This window comes from Geothrix fermentans DSM 14018 (genome assembly GCF_000428885.1).
Classification (GTDB): domain Bacteria; phylum Acidobacteriota; class Holophagae; order Holophagales; family Holophagaceae; genus Geothrix; species Geothrix fermentans.
The window spans coordinates 223,109-244,627 of sequence record NZ_KE386810.1; the positions used below are offsets into that span (position 1 = coordinate 223,109).

The 21,519-nt window shown below is 69.6% G+C and carries 19 protein-coding genes; 5 read left to right on the forward strand and 14 right to left on the reverse strand.

All coding sequences use genetic code 11. From position 1 onward, the window contains the following. Positions 1–8: 8 nt before the first annotated feature. From G398_RS0111550 to G398_RS0111575, 6 genes are all read right to left on the reverse strand, one after another. Positions 9–503: a hypothetical protein gene (locus tag G398_RS0111550; RefSeq protein WP_026853704.1), complete on the reverse strand. Its 495-nt coding sequence runs from the start codon at positions 501–503 to the stop codon at positions 9–11. Positions 504–510: 7 nt separating this feature from the next. Continuing rightward, positions 511–1,449 (reverse strand): arginase family protein, encoded by a 939-nt coding sequence (locus G398_RS18055; RefSeq protein ID WP_052571872.1) that lies wholly within the window; start codon positions 1,447–1,449, stop codon positions 511–513. Next, a complete protein-coding gene (locus G398_RS19790; RefSeq protein WP_052571873.1) occupies positions 1,446–2,135 on the reverse strand; it encodes a lysophospholipid acyltransferase family protein in 690 nt (229 codons plus the stop codon). The genes G398_RS18055 and G398_RS19790 overlap by 4 nt, the downstream gene beginning before the upstream one ends. Continuing rightward, complete coding sequence (locus G398_RS18065) at positions 2,135–2,671, reverse strand: GNAT family N-acetyltransferase (protein WP_052571874.1); 537 nt, start codon at positions 2,669–2,671, stop codon at positions 2,135–2,137. Before G398_RS18065 ends, G398_RS19790 begins: the two co-directional genes overlap by 1 nt. Positions 2,672–2,849: 178 nt before the next feature. Continuing rightward, on the reverse strand, positions 2,850–3,866 hold the full coding sequence (locus G398_RS0111570) for an inorganic phosphate transporter (RefSeq protein ID WP_026853705.1): 1,017 nt from the start codon (positions 3,864–3,866) through the stop codon (positions 2,850–2,852). An 8-nt stretch (positions 3,867–3,874) separates the two neighbouring features. Next, entirely contained in the window at positions 3,875–4,522 is a 648-nt protein-coding gene (locus tag G398_RS0111575) for a DUF47 domain-containing protein (protein ID WP_026853706.1), read from the reverse strand. Positions 4,523–4,641: 119 nt separating this feature from the next. On the opposite strand from G398_RS0111575, the gene G398_RS19795 reads away from it, so the two are divergent. Further along, positions 4,642–6,012 carry a sensor histidine kinase gene (locus tag G398_RS19795; protein ID WP_052571875.1) on the forward strand — a complete coding sequence of 457 codons (1,371 nt, stop codon included), beginning with the start codon at positions 4,642–4,644 and terminating at the stop codon, positions 6,010–6,012. Here G398_RS19795 and G398_RS0111585 read toward each other — a convergent pair. From G398_RS0111585 to G398_RS0111610, 6 genes are all read right to left on the reverse strand, one after another. After that, positions 5,982–6,686, reverse strand: coding sequence for a response regulator transcription factor (locus tag G398_RS0111585; RefSeq protein WP_026853707.1), 705 nt, complete (start codon positions 6,684–6,686; stop codon positions 5,982–5,984). The genes G398_RS19795 and G398_RS0111585 overlap by 31 nt on opposite strands. A 14-nt stretch (positions 6,687–6,700) precedes the next feature. Then, positions 6,701–7,366 carry a phosphate signaling complex protein PhoU gene (gene phoU, locus G398_RS0111590; RefSeq protein WP_043484883.1) on the reverse strand — a complete coding sequence of 222 codons (666 nt, stop codon included), beginning with the start codon at positions 7,364–7,366 and terminating at the stop codon, positions 6,701–6,703. Then, entirely contained in the window at positions 7,366–8,148 is a 783-nt protein-coding gene (pstB, locus tag G398_RS0111595) for a phosphate ABC transporter ATP-binding protein PstB (protein WP_043484885.1), read from the reverse strand. The genes phoU and pstB overlap by 1 nt, the downstream gene beginning before the upstream one ends. Next, on the reverse strand, positions 8,148–9,029 hold the full coding sequence (gene pstA / locus G398_RS0111600; RefSeq protein WP_084512543.1) for a phosphate ABC transporter permease PstA: 882 nt from the start codon (positions 9,027–9,029) through the stop codon (positions 8,148–8,150). Before pstA ends, pstB begins: the two co-directional genes overlap by 1 nt. After that, entirely contained in the window at positions 9,029–10,006 is a 978-nt protein-coding gene (pstC, locus tag G398_RS18075; RefSeq protein ID WP_169720659.1) for a phosphate ABC transporter permease subunit PstC, read from the reverse strand. The genes pstA and pstC overlap by 1 nt, the downstream gene beginning before the upstream one ends. Before the next feature lie 137 nt (positions 10,007–10,143). Then, positions 10,144–10,989, reverse strand: coding sequence for a phosphate ABC transporter substrate-binding protein (locus G398_RS0111610; RefSeq protein ID WP_052571877.1), 846 nt, complete (start codon positions 10,987–10,989; stop codon positions 10,144–10,146). 347 nt (positions 10,990–11,336) lie between these two features. On the opposite strand from G398_RS0111610, the gene G398_RS18080 reads away from it, so the two are divergent. From G398_RS18080 to G398_RS19800, 4 genes are all read left to right on the forward strand, one after another. Beyond that, positions 11,337–13,613 carry an Rne/Rng family ribonuclease gene (locus tag G398_RS18080; protein ID WP_169720660.1) on the forward strand — a complete coding sequence of 759 codons (2,277 nt, stop codon included), beginning with the start codon at positions 11,337–11,339 and terminating at the stop codon, positions 13,611–13,613. Positions 13,614–13,619: 6 nt separating this feature from the next. Continuing rightward, the gene (locus G398_RS0111620; protein WP_026853711.1) at positions 13,620–14,345 is read left to right on the forward strand and encodes a ZIP family metal transporter; all 726 of its coding nucleotides are present in this window, start codon (positions 13,620–13,622) and stop codon (positions 14,343–14,345) included. Between the two features lie 37 nt (positions 14,346–14,382). Next, positions 14,383–16,665 (forward strand): LPS-assembly protein LptD, encoded by a 2,283-nt coding sequence (locus G398_RS0111625; RefSeq protein WP_026853712.1) that lies wholly within the window; start codon positions 14,383–14,385, stop codon positions 16,663–16,665. A gap of 74 nt (positions 16,666–16,739) precedes the next feature. Continuing rightward, the gene (locus G398_RS19800; protein WP_052571878.1) at positions 16,740–19,223 is read left to right on the forward strand and encodes a protein kinase domain-containing protein; all 2,484 of its coding nucleotides are present in this window, start codon (positions 16,740–16,742) and stop codon (positions 19,221–19,223) included. A 26-nt stretch (positions 19,224–19,249) separates the two neighbouring features. On the opposite strand, the gene alr is transcribed toward G398_RS19800, so the two are convergent. After that, complete coding sequence (gene alr, locus G398_RS0111635) at positions 19,250–20,389, reverse strand: alanine racemase (RefSeq protein WP_084512549.1); 1,140 nt, start codon at positions 20,387–20,389, stop codon at positions 19,250–19,252. A gap of 12 nt (positions 20,390–20,401) precedes the next feature. Continuing rightward, on the reverse strand, positions 20,402–21,376 hold the full coding sequence (trxB, locus tag G398_RS0111640) for a thioredoxin-disulfide reductase (protein WP_026853714.1): 975 nt from the start codon (positions 21,374–21,376) through the stop codon (positions 20,402–20,404). Between the last annotated feature and the right edge of the window lie 143 nt (positions 21,377–21,519).

Sequence of the window (21,519 nt, forward strand, 5' to 3'; positions counted from 1 at the left end):
GCACAAGGCTAGAAATTGGGCTCCGATCGATGGGATGAGGCGCGCCTAGTCCGATTGAGGAACTGCTGCACGGCTTGGGGATCCACCGTGGCTGGCGTGCCGGACCAGGGCTGGGAGGGGCGCAGCATGAGGAGCATGTCCTCGGGGCAGCCCACTTGCTCGTAGAGACGCTCCACCTTGACCGCCAGCTGCGCCGCCGTGCTCTCCGTGGCCAGAGCCTCGCGGAGGCCGGCCTCCCGCCAGCGGTCCTGGGCCAGGGACCACCGGGCGCTGCCGGGCCGGGGCGTACGGCCCGCGGCCTCCGCGCAAGCGGCCCACAGGTGGGCCTCGAAGGTGCGGAGGGCCTCGCCCCGGAGGGCCTTCAGCCGGACCGCCGCGGGGCCTTCGCCGGAGACCCAGGCCTGGATCTCCGGGATCTCGAGGAAGCCGAAGTCGTGGCCGGTGACGATGTCATCCCAGGTGGGTTCGCCGTGGATGCGGCGGAAGACGTCGAGGGCGGTCATGGGAGCCTCAGGCGAGGAGGTGGAGGGCGAGGTGGGCGGCGACCCGGGCGCTGGCCTCGGCGCCTTCCAGCGTGGGGGCCAACTCCATGAGGTCCGCGCCCACCCAGGGCTCGGACCAGGGGCGGGTGGCGTGGATGAGGCGGAGGGCCTCGTCGAGGTCGAGGCCGCCGGGCACTGGCTCCGCCACGGCGGGGGCCAGCACGGGGTCGAGGACGTCGAGGTCGAGGCTCAGGTAGGCGGGTCCCCGGCCCACCGCGGCGAGGTCCGCGGCCAGGCGCGAGTCCAGGCGGGGATCCCGCAGGTCTGTGGGCGTCCACATGCGCACGCCCGCCGCCTGGAGGAAGGCCAGCTCGCCATCGTCGAAGCGCGGCGCCCGCAGGCCGGCCTGCACCACGCGCTCGGGATCCAGCAGACCTTCCTCCAGCGCCTGGCGCACCCAGGTGCCGTGGTGGAGTTCCGTGCCCCAGGCCGCGCCGTCGGCGGCGTCCGGATGGGCATCCAGGTGGAGCAGGCCCAGGGGCCCGTGCTGGCGGGCCAACGCCCGCAGCGCGCCGAGGGTGAGGGCGTGGTCGCCGCCCAGCATCAGGGTGCGGCAGCCGGTCATGGCCCAGGCGCCCACCGTGGCCTGGACGGTCTCCAGCGCCTCCCTCAGGGAGAAGGGCAGGGTGGGGATGTTGCCCCCGTCCAGCCAGCCCTGCGCGGCGCCGGGGCCCAGGACCGGGCGGCCTTCGCGCAGGCGGGCGGGCATGGGATGGGTGCCCAGGCCCATGGAGGCGGCGCGCAGGGCCCAGGGGCCCAACCGCGCGCCGGGACGGTTGATCACGCCGGCATCGCAGGGGGCGCCGAGCACCACGCCCGTGGCGGGGCGGGGATCGAGGACCAGGGGCAGCCCCAGGAAGGGCGTGAGGCCCGTGCGGAGGCCCTGCATCAGGACATCGGCGCTCATGGAAGGCTCCGGGGTTCGAGGGCGGCGCGGAACGCGGCGATCCACTGGCCGGGATCGCGGAATCCGGCCGGGTGCAGGGGGGCCTCGGCCACCAGGGTGAGGGGCGTCCGGGTGGCGAAGAGGTGGCGGAGGTGGGGGAGGAGTGTTTCCTCGCCGGTCCAGGGGTAGTGGGGCGCAGGGCTGCTGATGCGGATGGGCTGGGCGGGCAGGCCCAGCTCGTAGGCCACGCGCAGGCCGCCCTCGTAGAACGGCGCCAAGCGCTCCCCCCGGGTGGTGGTGCCCTCGGGGAAGAGCAGCATGTCCCGGCCCTCCTTGAGGGAGGCCGCGAACCTGGCCAGGACGGCCGCCCGGCTGGCGCCGTCCTCCCGGTCCACGAAGTGGATGCCGGACTTCCGGGCCCAGCGCCCGATGAGGGGGTAGCCCGTGACCTCGCCCTTGGCGATGGTGCCCATGGGGCGGAGGCTCATGAGCGCGAGGGGATCCACCCAGCTGAGGTGGTTGGCCACCCAGAGGGGGATGTCCTTCCGGGGCTGTCCGGCCACCTCGAGCTCCACGCCCAGGGCCGGGAGGAGGCGCCCCGCCCAGCGGTGCAGGCCCGGCTGCGGCTCCGTCCCGGCGGCCAGGCGGGGCAGCAGGGCGAAGGTGGGCCAGAGGACGCCGGCCCAGGAAGCCAGTTCCGCGGCCACTAGCTCACCAGCTTGAGGCGGGTGTAGCGGGCCCGGACGCGCTCCAGGTCCTCGCGGGTGATGGCGGACCAGAGGCGGGTGTCGCCGGGGGCGTAGTAGTCGTGGACCTCCGCGACCACGCGGGCGCCCAGGGCGTGGTGGACGCTGCGGGCGTCATCGTTGCCCGGCTCCACCAGGAACCGGCACTCCTCGACGTTCTCCTGCAGCAGCTTGGCCACCATGGCGCGGATGAGCAGGTAGTTCACCCGGCCCTTCTGGTACTCGGGGTGAACGGCCAGGGTGGCGCAGTAGACCGTGGCCCCCTTCACGAAGTTGAGCACATAGCCCACGGGTCGGTCGCCGTCCATGGCCAGGAAGCACCAGTCGCCGTAGAGCTCCGTGCAGAGGCGCAGGTAGTGGGGGCACAGCTCGCCGGCCCCGTCCCCGGACCAGATCTCGGCCTCGAGGCGCTGGAGGTGGGCGAAGTCGGCGCTGCCGAGCGGCCGGACGGCGTAGCGGGCGCCTTCGGGATGAGGGCTGAGGGTCTCGATGGTCATGGGGCCTCCCTGGTGTCGGAACCAGGATCGGAGGCGGGCATGACGGGCCTGCGGAGTCCTCGATAAATCTACGGAAACAGAGTGGTTACGGCTTGTTACAGCGCATCCGCGGAGCGGGCCCTCCAGCTTGACCGGGGGCCGTGACGGAGCCGCTGCTTTCCCGTGATTTCGGCGTGAATCAGAAGAACGGCGCCACCAGCTTGAGGTAGCCCGCGGCGAGGAGGGCGCTCACGGGGATGGTGAGGACCCAGGCGACGACGATGTTCCCGGCCACGCCCCAGCGCACGGCGGAGGCGTTCATGCTGGCTCCCACGCCCATGATGGCGCCGGTGATGCTGTGGGTGGTGCTGACGGGGATACCGAAGTGGGCCGTGGTGAAGAGCACGGCGGCCGCGGCGGTCTCGGCGGCGAAGCCGTGGATGGGCTTCAGCTTCACGATGCGGGAGCCCATGGTCTTGATGATCTTCCAGCCGCCGGAGGCGGTGCCGATGGCCATCATGGTGGCGCTGCCGATCTTCACCCAGAGGGGGATGATCACCTTGGCCTTGGCGTCCAGAGGCAGGTGGAACTTGTAGGCGATGAGGGCGAGGCAGATGACGCCCATGGCCTTCTGGGCGTCGTTCTGGCCGTGGGTGAAGGACATGGCCGCGGCGCTCACCAACTGGGCCTTGCGGAAGACGACGTTCACCTTGTGCCCGGAGAAATGGCGCACGATCCACAGGATCAGCAGGATGAGGATCATGCCGACGAGGAAGCCCATGGCGGGGGAGATGACGATGAAGGCGGCGATCTCCTCGAGCTTCTTGGTGTGCAGGGCGCCGATGCCGGCGTGGGCCACCACGGCCCCGGCCAGCCCGCCCAGCAGGGTGTGGCTGGTGCTGGAGGGGATGCCGAACCACCAGGTGAGCAGGTCCCAGGTGATGGCGGCCATGAGGGCGGCGGCGATGACGGCCGGCACCACGTGGGCTTCCGCGGCGATGCCCTTGGCGATGGTGGTGGCCACGGAGGTGCCGGCGAGGGCCCCGGCGAAGTTGAGCGTGGCGGACATGACCAGCGCGTAGCGGCCGGGAAGCACGCCGGTGCTGACCACGGTGGCGATGGAGTTCGCGGTGTCGTGGAAGCCGTTGATGTAGTCGATGCCCCAGGACAGGAGGATCAGGACCGCCAGGGACGGGATGAGGAATGCTTCAATCATCGAAGCCCTCAGGCGTTCTTCATGATGGTGGAGCCGATGACCTTGGCCACCAGCTCGATCTTGTCGGTGGCGTCCTCGATCTTCTCGAGCATCTCCTTCCACTTCACCAGCTCGATGGGATCCTTGGGGTCCTCGAAGATCTGGGCCAGGCCCGCGTGGTAGATGGAGTCGGCCTTGTTCTCCAGGGCGTGGACGCGGCGGATGCGGTCGCCCATCTCCTTGGGGTTGGACATGGTCCTGAGGGAGCGGGTGAGGTGCAGGATCTCGCTGGAACCCTCGACGATGATGGAGCTGATCTCGGTGACGGCGGGGATCACGTGGCTGATGCGGTAGAGGATCAGGCGCTCGCACACCGAGTGGATGCGGTCCACCACGTCGTCGATGGAGTGGGCGAGGTGGAGGATGTCCTCCCGCTCGATGGGAGTCACGAAGGTGTGGTTCAGCCGGTCGATGATCTCGTGGGTGAGGTCGTCGCCGGCGTGCTCCAGGTCCTTCATCTGGCGCCGCAGCTCCGCGAACCGCGCGGGGTCGCCGCTGCGGATCTCGCGGTCGAAGAGCTGGGCGGCCTGGTAGGTGTTGGCCGCGGCGGACTCGAGCAGGTCGAAGAAGACCATTTCCTTGGGCTTCAACCAGCGCATCAGGGCATTCAAGGACATGACTTCTCCCGCAGACACAGATCCGTCCCCCACTGTACCGGCTCCCAGGGTGTTAACGGAGCGTAAATTGGCGACCGGGCCATCCATGGAACCCCGCTGCCGGTGTATGGTCGGAGGGCATGGCGAGACGTGACATCCATCACGAGGCCGGGCCCGGCGTGCGGGCCTTCCTGGGGCGGGCCCTGGTCTGCCTGGGGGCGGTGCTGTTCCTGGGCATGGGCCTCGGCATGACCGTCCAGAAGGGCGTCTCGGCCTTCTGGCTCCTGGGCCTGGTGGCCACGCTCATTCTGGTGGTCGTCCTCATGGCCCGCTGGCAGGTGCGCCTGGTGGCCGAACCCCTGGGGCAGCTCCTGGGCGGCTCCCGCCCCAGCGCCATCGAGGACCTGCCTCGGGCCTGGTCCGCGCTGGAGCAGGAGAACCTGGACCTCCGGGAACGCGCGGCCCGCGAGGACCGCCTGCTTCCCGGCATCATGGCCCGGCTGGAGGAAGGCGTCCTGCTCTTCGGTCCCACGGGAGGGCTGGAGCAGTTCAACCCGGCGGCCCAGCGCCACCTGGGGCTCGGAGCGCCGCTGGCCAAGGGGAAGTCTGTGGGCGAAGTCTTCCAGGACCCTGACAGTCCTTCGGCGGTGGAGCGGGCCTACCGGGGCGTGCCCTCGGAATGGCGGCTGGCGAGGGCGGGCCGGACGCTCCGCGTGCGGGCCATCCCCTTCGCGCCCCTCGGCAGTGTGTCCGGCGTGCTGTTGACCGTGGACGACGTCACCAGCCAGGAGGCGCTGGAGACCACCCGGCAGAAGTTCATCTCCAACGTCAGCCACGAGCTGAAGACGCCGGTCACGGCCATCCGGATCGCGGCGGAGAACCTCCAGGAGGAGGCGCTTCCGGAGGCGGCCCAAGCCGGGGCGAAGTCCATCCTCCGCTCCGTGGACCGCCTGGCCCTGCTCCTGGGAGACCTCTCCGAGCTGAGCCGCATCGAGAGCGGGGCCATGCGCCTGGAGCCGGTGCGCCTCGATCTTGGCGGCTTCCTCGCCTCCGTGGTGAAGGATCAGAAGGCCCGGCTCGCGGAGGCCGAGGTGGACCTGGACCTGGACCTGGACGCGCCCGAGGGGACCACGCTCCTGGCCGACCCCCTGCGCCTGAGCCAGATCCTGGAGAACCTCCTCTCCAACGCCATCAAGTTCAGCCCACCCGGCGGGCGCGTGCGCCTCGGCGTCCACATCTCGCCCCAGGGCCAGATCTGGGAGGTGGCGGACCAGGGCCCCGGCGTGCCCGAGGCGGAGCAGGGGCGCATCTTCGAGCGCTTCTACCGGGCCCAGGCGGCCAAGGCCAAGCCGGGGACGGGTCTCGGCCTGGCCATCGTGAAGCACCTCTGCCGCCTGATGGGCGGCGAGGTCACGCTGGCGAGCAGGCCCGGTCAGGGCGCCACCTTCCGGGTGATGCTGCCGCCCGGGCCGACGGCGGATCAGGCGTCCGCGGGCCCGCCCAACCGGTAGCCCACGCCCACCACGGTCTCGATCTGCTCCGCCGCCACGGGGCCGAGCTTGGCCCTGACGCGCCGCACGTGGGCGTCGATGGTGCGGCTCTCGCCGAGGTATTCCAGGCCCCAGACCTGCTGGAGGATCTTCTCCCGGGTCAGCACGCGCCGGGGATTGGCCAGGAAGTAGGCCAGCAGCTCGAACTCCCGGCGGGTGAGGTCGACCACTTGGCCATCCACCCGGGCCGTATGCATGTCGAGGTCCACGGAGATGGGGCCGAAGGACAGCTGCAGGGGGCGTTCAGCGGCCTCCGCGGGGGTGGAGCGCCGCAGGATCGCCCGCAGGCGCGCGGCCAGCTCCCGCGTGGAGAAGGGCTTGGAGATGTAGTCGTCGGCGCCCAGCTCGAGGCCCAGCACCCGGTCGATCTCCTCGCTCCTGGCGGTCACGAGCAGCACGGGGAGGCCGCGGTGCGGGCCATTGGCGCGGATGGCGCGGAGCACGTCCAGGCCGTCCATGTCGGGCAGGCTCAGGTCGAGGAGGGCGGCGTCGAGGCGGATTCCCGGGGCGCCGAGGGCCTGGAGGGCCTCGCGTCCGGTGCCCACGCTGGTCAGGCTGAAGCCCTCACGGCGCAGGTGCTGCTCGAGGCCCAGGCGGATCTCGGTGTCGTCTTCCAGAAGGAGGATGTGGGGCATGGGATCCTTCGCCCTTATTCTACGGAATCGCCGTGGAGGTAGGGGTGCTTGGCGCTGTGCCCCTCGAGGATGAAGAGGACCTCTTCCGCGATGTTGGTGGCCTCGTCCGCGATGCGCTCCCAGTTCTTGATGACGAGGATCAGGTGGCTGGCCCGCTCGATGCAGAGGGGATCCGCCAGCATGATGCGCAGCAGGTCGCGGTAGATCTTCCCGTAAAGGGCGTCCACGCTGTCGTCGCTCAGGATCACGGCGTGGGCCAGGGCCGCGTCGTTGCTCACGAAGGCGTCCACGGCCCGGCGGACCATGCCCCGGGTCTCGGTGCCCAGCCGCTCCAGGTCGTTCCCGGCCAGGATGGGGGGGTGGACCATGCCCACGCGGCGGGCGATGTTGCAGCAGTGGTCGCCGATGCGCTCCAGCTCGGGGATGATCTTGAGGCTGGAGGCGATGCGGCGCAGGTCCGAAGCCGCCGGGTTCCGCAGGGCGAGCAGGTCGATGCACTGCTGGTCCAGCCGCAGCTCCCACTCGTCCATCCTGCGGTCCAGGTGGTTCACCTGCTCGGCCTTGGCGGGCGAAGGCTCCGCCAGGGCCTGGATGGTGAGCTCGATCATCTCCTCGGCCACCCCGGCCATGGCCATGATGCCTTCCCGGAGCTCCTTCAGTTCCGTGTCGAACTGCCGCATCAGCCGAACCTCCCCGTGATGTAGTCTTCGGTCATTTGCACCCTCGGCGTGGTGAAGATGCGCTCTGTCAGGTCCATCTCCACCAGCTTGCCCAGCCAGAAGAACGCCGTGTAGTCGCTGACCCGGGCCGCCTGCTGCATGTTGTGGGTGACGATGACGATGGTGAGGCTCTCCTTCAGTTCCCCGATGAGGTCCTCGATCTTGGCGGTGGCGATGGGATCCAGGGCCGAGCAGGGCTCGTCCATGAGGAGGACCTCCGGGTTCACGGCCAGGGCCCGGGCGATGCAGAGTCGCTGCTGCTGGCCGCCGCTCATGCCGGTGGCGCTCTCCTTGAGGCGGTCCTTTACCTCCTCCCAGAGGGCGGCCTTGCGCAGAGCGTCCTCCACGATGCCGTCCAGGGTGGTGCGGTCCTGGACGCCGAAGAGGCGTGGTCCGAAGGCCACGTTCTCGTAGATGGACTTGGGGAAGGGGTTGGGCTTCTGGAAGACCATGCCCACACGCCGCCGCAGGTCCACCACATCGATGCCGCCACGGTAGATGTCCACCCCGTCGATCTGCATGTCGCCGCTGACCTTGACGTCCGTGGAGACCTCGTGGATGCGGTTGAAGCACTTGAGGAAGGTGCTCTTGCCGCAGCCGCTGGGACCGATGATCGCGGTCACGCGCTCGGCGTGGATGTCCATGGACAGGCCGTCGAGGATCTTCTTCTGGCCGTAGCTGAAGGCCATGTCGCGCACGGACAGCTTGATGGGCTTGGTTTCGGGAACGGTGGGGATGAGCATCAACGGGTCCGTCGACGGATGGTGCGGTCCACCAGGCGGACCAGCAGGTTCAGGGCAAGCAGGACCAGGATCATCACGGCGGCGGTGCCGGCCGCGATCTCCCGGGCGTCGGGCAGGGTGCCGTCCGAGGTGACGTACCAGAGGTGCACGGACAGGGTCTCACCCGGCACCGTGAGGCGGAAGTCCGGGAACTGGGCGCTGGCGTTGGTGCCGGCGGTGAAGACCAGGATGGCGCTCTCACCGAAGGCGCGGCCCGCCGTGAGGACCAGGCCCGTGAGGATGCCTGTGGCGGCATAGGGCAGGGCCACCTTGAAGATGGTCTGGAGCTTGGTGGCGCCGAGGCCGTAGCTCGCCTCCCTCAGCTCCTGGGGCACGGCCAGCAGGCTCACCTCGGTGACGCGGGTGATGATGGGGATGTTGAGCAGGGCCAGCGTGAGGGCGCCGGAGCGGATGGAGAAGCTCCAGCCCATGGCCTGGACGAAGACGATCATGCCGAAGAGGGCCAGCACGATGGAGGGCGTGGCCGCGAGGGTCTCGATGCAGAGCCGGAGAAAGCGCAGGGCCCGGCCCTGGCCCGCGTAGGCGGCCATGTAGATGCCGGCCCCGAGGCCCACGGGCAGGGAGATGGCCAGGGAGAGCATCACCAGGTAGATCGAGTTGAAGATCTGGGGCTTGATGCCGCCGCCGGCGTCGAGGGTCTCGGGCATCTTCGTGAGGAAGCCCAGGTTCAGGACGGGCCAGCCCTGCTTGAGGATGGCCCCCACGAACAGGATCAGCACGGCCACGAACAGCAGGGCGATGGCCCAGAGGACACCGCGCATGAGGCGGTCCACGGCCTTGGAGGTCCTGGAGCGGCGGAAGACGGGAACGGCGGCGTTCATCAGGCCTCCCTCCCGCGGCCCAGCCGCCGGGTGGCCAGGATCAGCACCATGGTCAGCAGGTAGAGCAGCAGGCCCATGGCGAAGAGCACGTTGTTCCAGGTGGAGCCGGCGGCCGTGTTGGGCAGCTCCTGGACCAGCTCGGTGGTGAGGGTCGCCGCGGGGGTGAAGAGGGCCCGGAGGAAGGGGGCCCGGTCCGTGGACTCCCGCATGAGGGCGATCCACTGGGGGTTGTTGCCGATGACCATCTGCACGGCCATGGCCTCGCCGATGGCGCGGCCCAGGCCCAGCACGGTGGCCGTGAGCAGGCGGGGCCGGGCGGCTGGGATGAGCACGCGCCAGATGGCCTGCCAGCGGCTGGAGCCCAGGGCCTGGGCGCCCTCGTCGAGGCTGGAGGGCAGGGACTCGAAGGCATCCGTGGACAGGCTGACGATGGTGGGCACGATCATGACGGCCAGGATCAGGGCGGAGACCGCGAAGCCCGAGGCGGGCGCATCCTCCAGCCAGGTCCGGCTCACCAGGGGCAGCACCACGGTGAGGCCGAAGATGCCGTAGACCACGGAGGGGATGCCCACCAGCAGGTCCATGACCTGGCGCATGAGGTTGCGCATCCAGGCCGGGGCCATCTTGGCGATGAACACGCCCGTGAGGACGCCGGCCGGGGCCGCGATGAGGAGGGCCAGCCCCGTGACACCCAGGGAACCGGCGATGAAGGGCAGGATGCCGAAGCGGTCAGAGGACGGGGCCCAGTCGGCGGACAGGAAGACCTCGGAGAAGCTCAGCACCCGTCCCGTGTTCCCGGCCAGGGGCAGGAAGGCCGCCAGGCCCCGGGTGGCCAGGAAGAAGAGGATGCCCCCGATGAGCCCCACCACGAGGAGGCTGCAGGCCAGGAAGCCGAGGCGGGCCCAGCGGTCCGCCAGCCGCTGGAGTCGGCTGTGGCGGAAGGCAGGGACCCCGGCCTCCGCGGAGGGGGAATCCATGCGGGCTTCCGCAGAATAGCCGCCTCGCTGGGAGGCGGCCGGGATGGAGGCTTCGGGGGCGTCGGGCATGATGACGGCTTTCCGCAAACCACCCGGCGGTGGGACCGCCGGGTGGGCAAGAGGGGTTCCGACGGATCTCAAAGCTTGGTCTTGAGGGACTTCACGTAGTCCACGGGCAGGTAGCCGGCCTTGAGGACGTTCTGCTGGAAGTCGTGGCTCAGGATGAAGGCCAGGAAGCCCTCCACGGCCTGCTTGACCTTGGGATCGCCCAGCTTGGCGGGGTTGGTGTAGGCGTGGCCATAGGAGAAGACGGGGTACTTGCCGGACTTCACGGTCTCGTTGGAGCAGGCGACGCCGTTGTAGGCGATGCCGGCGACGCGGGCCTTGTTCTTCTCGAGGTGCTCCAGCTCCACGAAGGAGATGGCGCCGGGCGTGGTGGCCACGGAGGTGACCACGGCGCCGGTGGAGTCCTGGATCAGCACGTCCTTGGCGAACTCCTGGTCGTGCAGGATGGTCTTCTTCTGGACGGCGCGGGTGCCGGAGGACTCGGGGCGGATCACGCGGACGATCTTCTGGTTCTTGCCGCCGACTTCCTGCCAGTTGCTGACCTTACCGGTGAAGATCTGCTCGGCCTGCTGGGCGGAGAGGCTCTTCACGCCGACGCCGGGGTGGGCGATGAGGGTGAAGGGCTGCACCACGATGTTGTGGTTCTTCACGCCGGCCTTCTCCTGGTCGGGGGTCGCGAAGACGTCGGAGATGCCGATGTGGCAGCCGCCGCTGGTCACCTGGTTCAGGCCGGTCATGGAGCCGCCGCCGCTGACGGCGATCTGGACGCCGGGGTGGGCCTTCATGTAGTCCTCAGCCGCCTTCTTGACGATCGGGCCCAGGGCGGTGGAGCCCATGACGGTCACAGTCTGGGCCTGGGCGGCCCCGGCCACGAGCAGGCCAGCCAGGATGGTCTGGGCCAGGAATCGGATCTTCATCGATGCCTCCTATATGCCATCGACTCTGGGGGGGGGAGGTGAAGGGGGCTGAGCCTGGGTGTGACATCCGTGTAACTTCGCCCGATGCCCGGGGTTGGGCCGGCGGGTCCCTACGCGCTTGCCCCGATGGAAATAAGTGGGTTTAATGACTGAAGATCCTGCGGGCAGATCGAGGCCACGCCCTTTGCCCCCGGGGATCGCGACCATCCCTTTTTTCCATCCCGGGTGGCCGAAGCCAGGGCAGGGCCCCCTTCGGTTTCCCGACCTCCCATCCCGACATCCGAGCCATGCAAGGCCGCCGCGCACGCCCTGCGCCAGCCTCAGCCTGGGAACCCACAGGAGACTCCTTGAGCCCCAAGAAAACGATGATGATCAATGCCACCGATCCCGAAGAGATCCGGGTGGCCAGCCTGATCGACGGCGTGCTGTTCGATTACGACGTGGAGTTCCTGCACAACGAGAAGATCAAGGGGAACCTCTACAAGGCCAAGGTCGTCCGGGTGGACACCAGCCTCCAGGCCGCTTTCGTGCACTTCGGCGGCCAGAAGAACGGCTTCCTGCCCCTGGGCGAGCTGCCCCGCGACATGGGCGAGGGCCGCCGGGGCCGCATCCAGGACGTGCTCCAGCGGGACCAGGAGATCCTCGTCCAGGCCGTCCGCGAAGAGCTGGGCTCCAAGGGCGCCATGATGACCGGCCAGATCAGCCTGGCGGGCCGCTACCTGGTGATCACCCCCGGCAACCCCGTGAACGGCATCAGCCGCAAGATCGAGGGTACCGAGGAGCGCCGCCACTTCAAGCAGCTCATCGACACCCTGGACATCCCCGAGGACATCGGCGTAATCGTCCGCACCGCCAGCCTGGGCGTCACCAAGGAGGACTTCCAGCGCGACCTGGAGTACCTGCTGGACACCTACAAGGAGGTGCTGAACCGCTACAAGCACCGCCACGGGGCCGGTCTGGTCTGGCAGGAGGACGACGTCGTCACCCGCACCCTGCGCGACACCTTCAGCGCCGACGTCGAGGAAGTCCAGATCGACGACCTGGACACCTTCCATGCCGCCCAGTCCTTCTTCAAGCGCACCATGCCCCAGCACCTCGACGTGCTGAAGCACTACACCGGCAAGAAGCCCCTCTTCTCCCGCTTCCAGCTGGAGGAGCAGATCGACCGCATCTACGGCCGCAAGGTGCCCCTGCCCAGCGGCGGCGCCCTAGCCCTGGATCAGACCGAGGCCCTCGTGGCCATCGACGTGAACAGCGGCAAGACCTCCGGCGACGGCGTGGAGGACATGGCCTTCAAGACGAACATGGAGGCCGCCGAGGAGGTGGCCCGCCAGCTGCGCCTGCGGGACCTGGCCGGCCTCATCGCCATCGACTTCATCGACATGAAGCGCGAGTCCCACATCCGCTCCGTCCAGGACCGCCTGGTGGACTGCCTCAAGGCCGACAAGGCCCGCATGGAGGTGGGGAAGATCAACCGCTTCGGCGTGCTGGTGATGACGCGCCAGCGCATCCGGCCCAGCCTGCAGCACGTGAACCACGAACCCTGTCCCACCTGCGCGGGCACCGGCAAGGTCAAGACCATGGAGGCCCTGGTGCTGTCCGTGGTGCGCCGCCTCCAGGGCATCCTGGCCAAGGGCGGCATCGGCGAGATCCGCGTGAAGCTCGCTCCGGCCATCGCCACGGCCCTGCTGAACCAGAAGCGCCGCGATCTCTCCCTGATGGAGGAGCAGAGCGACGCGAAGGTCATCATCATGGCCGACTGGTCCATGTCCTATGGCGAGATGTCCGCGGAGATCGAGCGGGCGGAGGAGGCGCCTGCGGAGAAGCCCGCGCCCAAGCCCCATCGCGAGAAGGGCGCCCCCGAGGACGAGACCGTGGTCCTGGGCGGCGACAGCCCCATCTCCTTCGACAAGGCCCTGGGCGTCCACGGCGAGGGCCCCAAGGAACCCAAGAAGGAAGCCTTCAAGTACGACCGCCGGGACCTCCAGCGGGCGGCCCTGGATGAGCGGGAGCGCCTGCGCGCCCTCTTCGAGAGCGCCAAGCCCGAGGACGAAGAGGAAGAGGAGGGCTCCGAGGCCGGCGGCGACGAGGCCAAGGGCGAGGGGGCCAAGCGCAAGCGCCGCCGCCGCCGTCGCAAGGGCGGCGCGGAGCGGAATGGCGAGGCCCCGGTGGCTTCCGAGATGTCCGAGGAGTCTGCGGGGCAGGCTGAGTCCCGGCCGCGGGCCAAGGCCGAATCCCGGCCCCAGGCCAAGCCTGAAGCCAAACTGGAAACCCAGTTCGAACCCCTGCCCGAGCCGCCCAAGGCCACGGCGGACCTGGTGGCCAGCCTGCTGACGCCCAGCCCCCGGCCGAAGATCGGCGGCGCCCCTGCGCCCGCGGCACCGAAGCCGGCGCCCGCCAAGCCCAAGCGCACCCCCCGGGCCAAGGTGGCCGCCGCGCCGGAGCCGTCCGCCGCTGCCGCGCCGGAGCCTGTGGCGACCTCCGCCCCGGAACCCGCCGCGGAAGCTCCAGCCAAGAAGAAGGCCGCCCCGAAGGCGAAGGCCAAGGCCGCCAAGACGGACGAGACCCCCGAAGCCGCTCCCAAGCCCAAGGCCACCCGCGCCAAGAAGCCCAAGGCCGAGTAGCCGACGATGTCCCTCTACTGGCTGGCCCCTCTCGCGTCCCTGGCCACCCTCCTGGGCGGCTGGGGCGTGGTGCGGTTCCTCCAGGGACGAGCGCAGTTCATGCGCCTGCTCTCGGGTGTGGCGGCGGGCTACCTGCTCTCCGTCACCGTGGTGCGCATCATCCCCGAGTGCCTGGAGGAGTCCCGCGGCGGCGAGCACAACGCCCTGTGGGTCCTCGCGGGCTACCTGCTGGTGCACATCATGGAGCACGGCATCACCCTCCACTTCCACTACGGCGAGGAGACCCACAAGGACGGATCGCCCCTCAGCGGCATGCTCGCCCTGGTGGGCCTCTCCCTGCACAGCCTCATGGACGGCGTGGCCATCGCCGCCGCCCTGGCCACCCACAGCAACCTGGGCCCGCTGGTGGTGCTGGGCATCCTGTTCCACCGCATCCCGGAAGGAGGCACCATCGCCTCGATCTTCCTGGTGCGGGGCTTCGGGAGCAGGGGGGCGCTCCTGGCCGCCGGGACCCTGGCCCTGGCCGCCCTGGTGGGCTCCGCCGGCCAGTCCCTGCTGAACCTCCCCACGGGACCGATCCTGGGGCTCACGGCGGGCCTGGCGCTCTACGTGGCCAGCTCGGACCTGCTGCCGGAGGTGCAGAAGGTCTCGGGCCTGCGCAGCACCGTGGCACTCCTGGGCGGGGTGGGCATCTTCCTCGTCAGCTCGCGGCTGCTGCCGCACCATCACTGATCACCCCATGGCCATCCCCGGGAGGACCCGAGGCCTGATGCTGGGCGCCGTGCCTGCGCTGCTGGCGGCCCAGGGCCTGCCCGAGATTCCGCGGCCCGAGCCGCTCGAAGCCCCCACGCCCTCGGAGCTGCTGCCCTTCCGCCCCTTCCGGGTGGACCGGGGCCCGGGCCTCTCCCGCGTGCCCTTCGACTGGCGTGGCGACCGCGTCCGCGAGCAGGGCGACCTCTGGATCCTCGAGCAGGGTGCCATCCAGTCCGAGGGCCTGCTCCTCCTGGCGGACCACATCGAGTACCACATCGGGGAGGGGCGGCTGGAGGCGCAGGGGCACATCCGCCTCGAGGGGCCCGGCCTCCGTCTCCGCGGGGAGCGCCTCCAGATGGACTGGGAACGCCGGTCCGGCGAGGCCTGGGCGCTCCAGATGGACCTGCCCCCCAGCTGGACCCTGCGCTCCAGCCACGTGGCCTTCACCACGCTCCGCACCTGGGCCTTCGACGCGGTGGAGCTGAGCCCCTGCCCGGAGGAGAAGCCCGGCTGGAAGGCCCGCCTGTCGTCGCTGAAGGTGGACCTCGACGGCTTCGCGAGCATGTGGAACGCCCGGGTGCTGCTCGGGCCGGTCCCCATCTACTACGTGCCCTACGCCCTCTATCCGGCCAAGGCGGAACGGACCTCCGGCCTGCTCCCCCCGGTGCTGGGGATGTCCAGCTCCTTCGGCACCACCTTCGGACTCTCCTACTACCAGACTCTGGGCGATTCGGTGGATGCCACCCTGTCGCCGGAATACTTCACCAAGGAGGGGGTCCTCTGGGGCGGGGAAGCGCGCTGGCGGCCGGACCTCACCCACCAGGGCAGCTTCTCCGGCCAGACCATCCACCAGGAGAGCCTCGACACCCGCCGCTACCGCTACTCCCTCAAAGAGGTGTGGCAGCGCGAGGACGGCTGGCAGTTCACGGCGGATGTGAACCAGGCCTCGGACAACCTGGTGGACGCCGACTTCGGCAAGGGACTCGGCTACCTGGGGACCACGAGCTTCGACTCGGCGCTCTACCTGGGGCGGACCTACACCTTCGGGAACCTCAACCTCTCGGCCGCGGAGCAGCGCAGCTTCTTCTACACCAAGGACCAGGGAGACCCCTTCTACAGTCCGGACTTCCCCGCGTCCCTGCGGCGGCAGACCCTGCCCCAGGCGGAATTCCGCTTCTTCCCGGTCCCCCTGCTGGGCCCGCTGTACCTGGACGGCGGTCTCCGCGTGGGCCGCTTCGCCTACCGCATCGAGGGCAGCGCCACAGCCCCGGCGGAGACCTTCGCCTGGGACCGGCAGGACGCCAACACGCGGCTCCACGGCCGCCTGGGGCAGTGGGGCCCGTTCCGGGCGGACTTCGAGGCCATGGGCCGCGCCACCCACTACAGCTCCAGCCTGAGCACCCCTGTGTTCGACCCGGAGGGCGGAGCCACGGATACGGTGGTGAACCCCGCCACGAGCCCCTTCCAGGTGGACGGCGCGCCGGCCACGCGATTCCTGGCCGCGGGCCACCTGCGCCTGTCCGGCCCCCAGGTGGGGCGCACTTTCAAGGATGTCTCGATCCTCGGCTACAAGGGCGAGCTCAAGCACATCGCCGAGCCCTATTTCGGCTGGACGCAGACCAGTCTGTACGGCGAGGCCGGATCCCTGCCGCGCTTCGACACGGTGGATTCCTTCCCGGGCGTCAACGAGAGCGCCTCGGGGGAGCGGAGCTTCGAGCTGGGGCTCAAGCAGCACGTCTTCGGGCGCCAGGGCGCCGGCTCCGGCTTCGCGGACCTGGCCCGCCTCCGCATCGCCACCCGCTACCACGCCTCGCCCATCATCCTGAGCGATGGCCGCTACAAGAAGGGCTGGGCCAGCGTGGACACGGACCTGGACGTGGAGCCCCACGAGCGCCTGCGGATCAGCCTCCGCCGCTCCTCGGACCTGGGCGCCGGCGGCTCGGACAACGCCCTGAGCCTGGACCTGAAGGGGAAGGACGGCAGCCGCTTCAACCTGGCCTACTTCTCCACGGGCATCAACCGCTTCCTCGTGCGCCAGAAGGGCCTCCAGGTGGGCGGGGTCCAGGGATTCTGGGATGACCGCCTCCGCCTGGAGTTCAGCGCCAACTACGACTTCCACCAGAGCGGCTTCGCCTCCAGCCAGGTGGCCCTGGCCTACGTGGAGCCCTGCGTGGCCTACGTGCTGAAGTACACCCACGTGGCCCTGAACACCAACCTCGTCTCCGGAGGCCGGGAGGACCGCATCGACCTGACCCTGACCCTGCGCGGCCTGGGAGATCTCTTCAGCTTCAGGCGCTGAGCCCAAGGCCCTGGCAAAATGCCGACAAAGTGGTAGGGATATCGGCGTATCATCCCTGCAGTCATCGAGACCCCATGCTTGTCGTCGGTGTTTGCCTCGGCCCCTACGAACTCCTCGCCCTCCTGGGAAAGGGCGGCATGGGCGAAGTGTGGCGGGCCCTGGACACGCGCCTGGGGCACGAGGTGGCCCTCAAGACGCTGCCGGAGGCCTTCGCATCCGATGCGAAGCGGCTGGAGCGCTTCCGGCAGGAGGCGCGCACCCTGGCGGCGATGTCCCATCCCAACCTCGTCCAGGTTTTCGAGGCGGGAGAATGGGAGGGCGTGCCCTACCTGGTGATGGAGCTGCTGGAAGGCGAGACCCTGCGCGATCGGATGCAGGGGAAGCCCATGCCCCCGAGGCATGCGGCGGAGGTGGCGCGGGACGTCGCTTATGGACTGGCCGCAGCCCATGAGAAGGGCATCCTCCATCGCGACCTCAAGCCCGAAAACCTGTTCATCACCAGGGATGGCCGGGTGAAGGTGCTGGATTTCGGCCTAGCGAAAATGCAGGGCCCACGCGCCGATCGCGGGGCCGATCCGGAGGAAGGCGCAACCACCCTCAGTGAACCGGGCCAGGTGATGGGCACCCCGGGCTACCTCAGCCCCGAGCAGGTCCGGGGTGAGCTGGTGGACCCCCGGAGCGATCTCTTCAGCCTAGGTGTGGTTCTGTGGGAGATGGTGGCTGGGGGAAGGCCCTTCCAGGGCGACAGCACCATCGAGATCATGCATGCGATCCTGAAGCAGAACCCTTGGAACGTCCCGGAGGCCTCGAAGCTCCCCCCTGCGCTTGAAGGGATCCTCCGCAGATGCCTTGCCAAGGCCCCTGAGGATCGCTTCCCCAGCGCCTCGGACCTGGCCTCCGCCCTGCATGCGGCCCTCGATGTCACCGGGTCCGCGGGATGGGCTGACCCCCTGACCCCGGGGCGCGGAGGCAGGGGGTCGAGAGTCCGGCGCGCCGGGCTGCTGGCCGTGCCCATCCTGGCCGCCCTGGGCTTGGCGATCGCCCTGAAGTGGCAACCCTGGAGCAAGGGGCTCGCCCGTCCGCCGAGCGTGGTGGCCCTTCCCGCCAGGGTGCTTGGATCTCCTGAATCCGCCTTCCTCACGGACGCCATCCCGGACACGCTGTCCACGCTGCTGGCCGGGGTCGAGGGGATCGACACCCGGTGTCCCCCCAGCAGCATCGAGTTCGAGCAGGTGCGGCGCGACACCGCCAAGGTGGCGGAGGCCTATGGGGTGGACCTCCTGCTGGTCACGACGGTCACCGTCCAGGGGGAACATCTGGTGCTGAATGCCCAGCTGGTCGAGGCCCGCACGCACAGGGTGCGCTGGGGCAGCCAGCTCGAGGGGAGCCGGGGAGCCTACAACGATCTGATCCGGCGAGCGGCGGTGGGCGCCACACGGGCCATGCGGCCCCCGGGGGCTCCGTCGGCGGTGCTCCCCGGCCCGGCCTTCAGCTCCGAGATCGAGCTGGCGCTCCGCGAAGGCCGGCACCTGGGGCGGCGCTACGGCTCCACCTGGAAGGAGGCCGATTTCGATTCGGCCCTGGCGGCCCTGCAGCGCGCCCAGTCCATGGATCCCACCAGCGCCACCCTGGCGGCGGAGCTGGGTGCGCTGTTCGGCGCGAAGGATGTCCGGGCGCTGGATCCTGATTCCCACCAGCAGGCGAAGCTCTGGGCGGATCGGGCCCTGGAGCTGGATCCCCGATGCGGCTTGGCCTGGGCTGTCCTCTGCTGGCACGAGGCGAACAAACCCGGGAAGGCCGACCCGGACAAGCTCGCAGAGTACGCGCTCAAGGCGGTCGCCCTGAGTCCGGGGGATGTCCGAGGGCATGTCGCCCTGGCAGCCATCGCGCCGACGATGCAAATGGCCATGGCCACGGGCTCCTACATGATGGAGCTGGATCCCCTCGAATATGCCGGTTACGAGGCGACCGCCTATGGCCTGATGGACACGGGGAGGCCCGCAGAGGCATTGCTCCTCCTCGAAAAGGCCCTCCGCCTCCAGCTGCCCGAACGCCGGTCGAACAACTGGGGATTGAGTGTGGCGCTGTTCAAGCTTGGCCGGAATGAGGAGGCCCTGAAGGTCTATACGCCTGGATGGGGATGGGACGGCGGGTTGCTGGGGGAATTCATGCGCGGGGACCCGGCCGCCATCCGTCGGCGGGGCATCGAGGTGATCACCCGCTGGCGCACGAAAGAGGGCAACCCCTGGTACTGGGCGAACCGGGCCTACTTCGTGGCGCCGCTCCTGGTTCGGGCTGGCTTGAGGGAAGAGGCCCTGTGGCTTCTCCTGAAGGCCGCCGAGACGCGGGGTCCGATGAACCTGGACCTGGCCCTCCAGGACCCCGGCCTTCGCCAGCTGAAGGGGGATCCCCGCTACCATCAGGCCCTGCAGGCGTATCGGGAGTACGCCCTGAGCTTCCTGGAACACGCGAAGAAGGCGGAGGCCCAGGGGAACCTCCCCTCCTACCTCAAGCCCTCCATCGAGGAGCTCCAGGTACTGGTGAAGAAGCCCATCTGAAGAACGTCTGGCCCCTCGGGTGATGTCTAGGGCAGGAACCTGCGGGCGATCCGCCGGTGCAGGGCGCAGGTGAGCTCGTAGGGGATGGTGCCGAGGATCTGCGCCAGCCGCTCCAGGCTGTGGGCCGCGGCGGGATCGCCGCTGTAGAGGGTCATGGGATCCCCCGTCGCCACGGGCACATCCAGGGGCAGGGCCACGGTGAGGTAGTCCATGGAGATGCGGCCCACCACGGGGAAGGTGCGGCCCTGGAAGCCCACCACGGCGCGGTTTCCCAGGTCCCGGCGGTAGCCGTCCGCGTAGCCGCAAGCCAGGGTGGCGATCTGGAGGGGATGGGGCGCCACGAAGGTGCGGCCGTAGCCCACGGTGGTGCCCGCGGGCATGGCCTTGACGCGCGCCACCTCGGCCACCAGTTCGAGGGCCGGCTCCAGGCCGAGGGCGCGGCCCTCTGCCACCATGGCCAGCCCATAGAGGGCCAGGCCCGGGCGCGCGTGGGTGTCCTGGTCGAGCAGGCCCCGGAGGCAGGCATCACTGTTCCCGTGGTGGCGCTGGGAGGGGTGGATGCCGCCGTTCACCAGCTGCGCGAGGCAGGCGTCGAAGACCCGCCGCTGGCGCTGGGCGAAGCCCAGGTCCGGATCGTCCGCAGTGGCGAAGTGGCCCATGGCGCCCTCGATCCAGGGCGACAGGCGCTGGAGCCGGGGCAGGTGCTCCCCGAGCTCGGAGGGCAGCAGGCCGAACCGGCCCATGCCCGTGTCCAGCTTCAGGTGCAGCTTCACGGGATGCTGGGGCAGGGCCCGGGCGTAGTCGTCCAGGTGCTCGGGTCCCACCACGGCGATGGTGAGGTTCTCGGCGCTGGCGGCGGGCAGGGCCTCGGGCCGCAGGCCGCCCAGCACGAGGATGGGGCACTCGATCCCGCCCCGGCGGAGCTCCAGGCCCTCCTCCAGGCTGGACACGGCCAGCCCGTAAACACCGGCCTCCTCCAGGGCCCGGCCCACGGGCACGGCGCCGTGCCCGTAGGCGTTGGCCTTCACCACACCCCAGATCTCCCGGCCCCCGGAGGCGGAGCGCACCCGGTCGAGGTTGCGCGCGACGCGGCCCAGGTCTACCTCGGCCCGGAGGGCTCGGCCCTCCGGATGCGGCCTCAGGGGTTCGAGGTGCTGCTCATTCACGCCCGGCGACCTTCATTCCGCCAGGCCCTGGTCCACCAGCCACCGCTCGGCGTCGATGGCGGCCATGCAGCCGCTGCCGGCGGCCGTGATCGCCTGCCGGTAGATGTGGTCCTGCACGTCGCCGCAGGCGAAGACGCCGGAGATGGTGGTGCGGGTGGAACCCTTCTCCACCTGGAGGTAGCCGGTCTCGTCCATGGGCAGCTGGCCCTGGAAGAGGCTGGTGTTGGGCTGGTGGCCGATGGCCACGAAGAGCCCCTCCACCGGCAGCTCGGACTCGCTGCCATCCACCGTGTCCTTGAGCTTCAGAGCGCGGATCTTCTCCACCTTCTCGCCCATGGGCGTCTCGTGCGTGGCCGTGAGCACGTCGAGCACGACCTTGTTCCAGACGGGCTGGATCTTCTCGTTCTTGAGGGCGCGCTCCTGCATGGCCTTGGAGGCGCGGAGCTTATCCCGGCGGTGGATCAGGTGGACCTTGGTGGCGAACTTGGTGAGGAAGGTGGCTTCCTCGATGGCCGTGTCGCCGCCGCCCACCACAGCGATCTCCTTGCCGCGGAAGAAGAAGCCGTCGCAGGTGGCGCAGGCGCTCACGCCGCCGCCCGTGCGGGAGAGCTGCTCGTCCTTGCTGATGCCCAGCCACTTGGCCGAGGCGCCCGTGGCGATGATCACGGCGTCCGCGGTGTACTCGCCCTTGTCGGTGGTGAGCTTGAAGGGGCGGCTCTGGAGGTCGGCCTTCAGCACCGTCTCCGACTTGATGGTGGTGCCGAAGCGGAGCACCTGCTCGCGCATCTCGTCCATGAGGGCCGGGCCCGCAACGCCCTGACGGAAGCCCGGGAAGTTCTCGACCTCGGTGGTGATGGTCAGCTGGCCGCCGGGCTGGGCGCCTTCGAACACCAGGGGCGCCAGATTGGCCCGGGAGGCGTAGAGAGCCGCGGTGTAGCCCGCGGGGCCGGTGCCGATAACGACGACCTTGTGGTGGCTTACGCTCATCAGGAGCCTCGATATTTGATGGTGGTGGTTGGCCGGGTGGAGAGGTTTCGCGTATGACGCGCTAGCGGCATACCGAGAAGACGACGACTTTTTGGTGGCTCACAAGATTCTCCTGGCAAGGAACAGGCTTCGGCCGTCCTTCG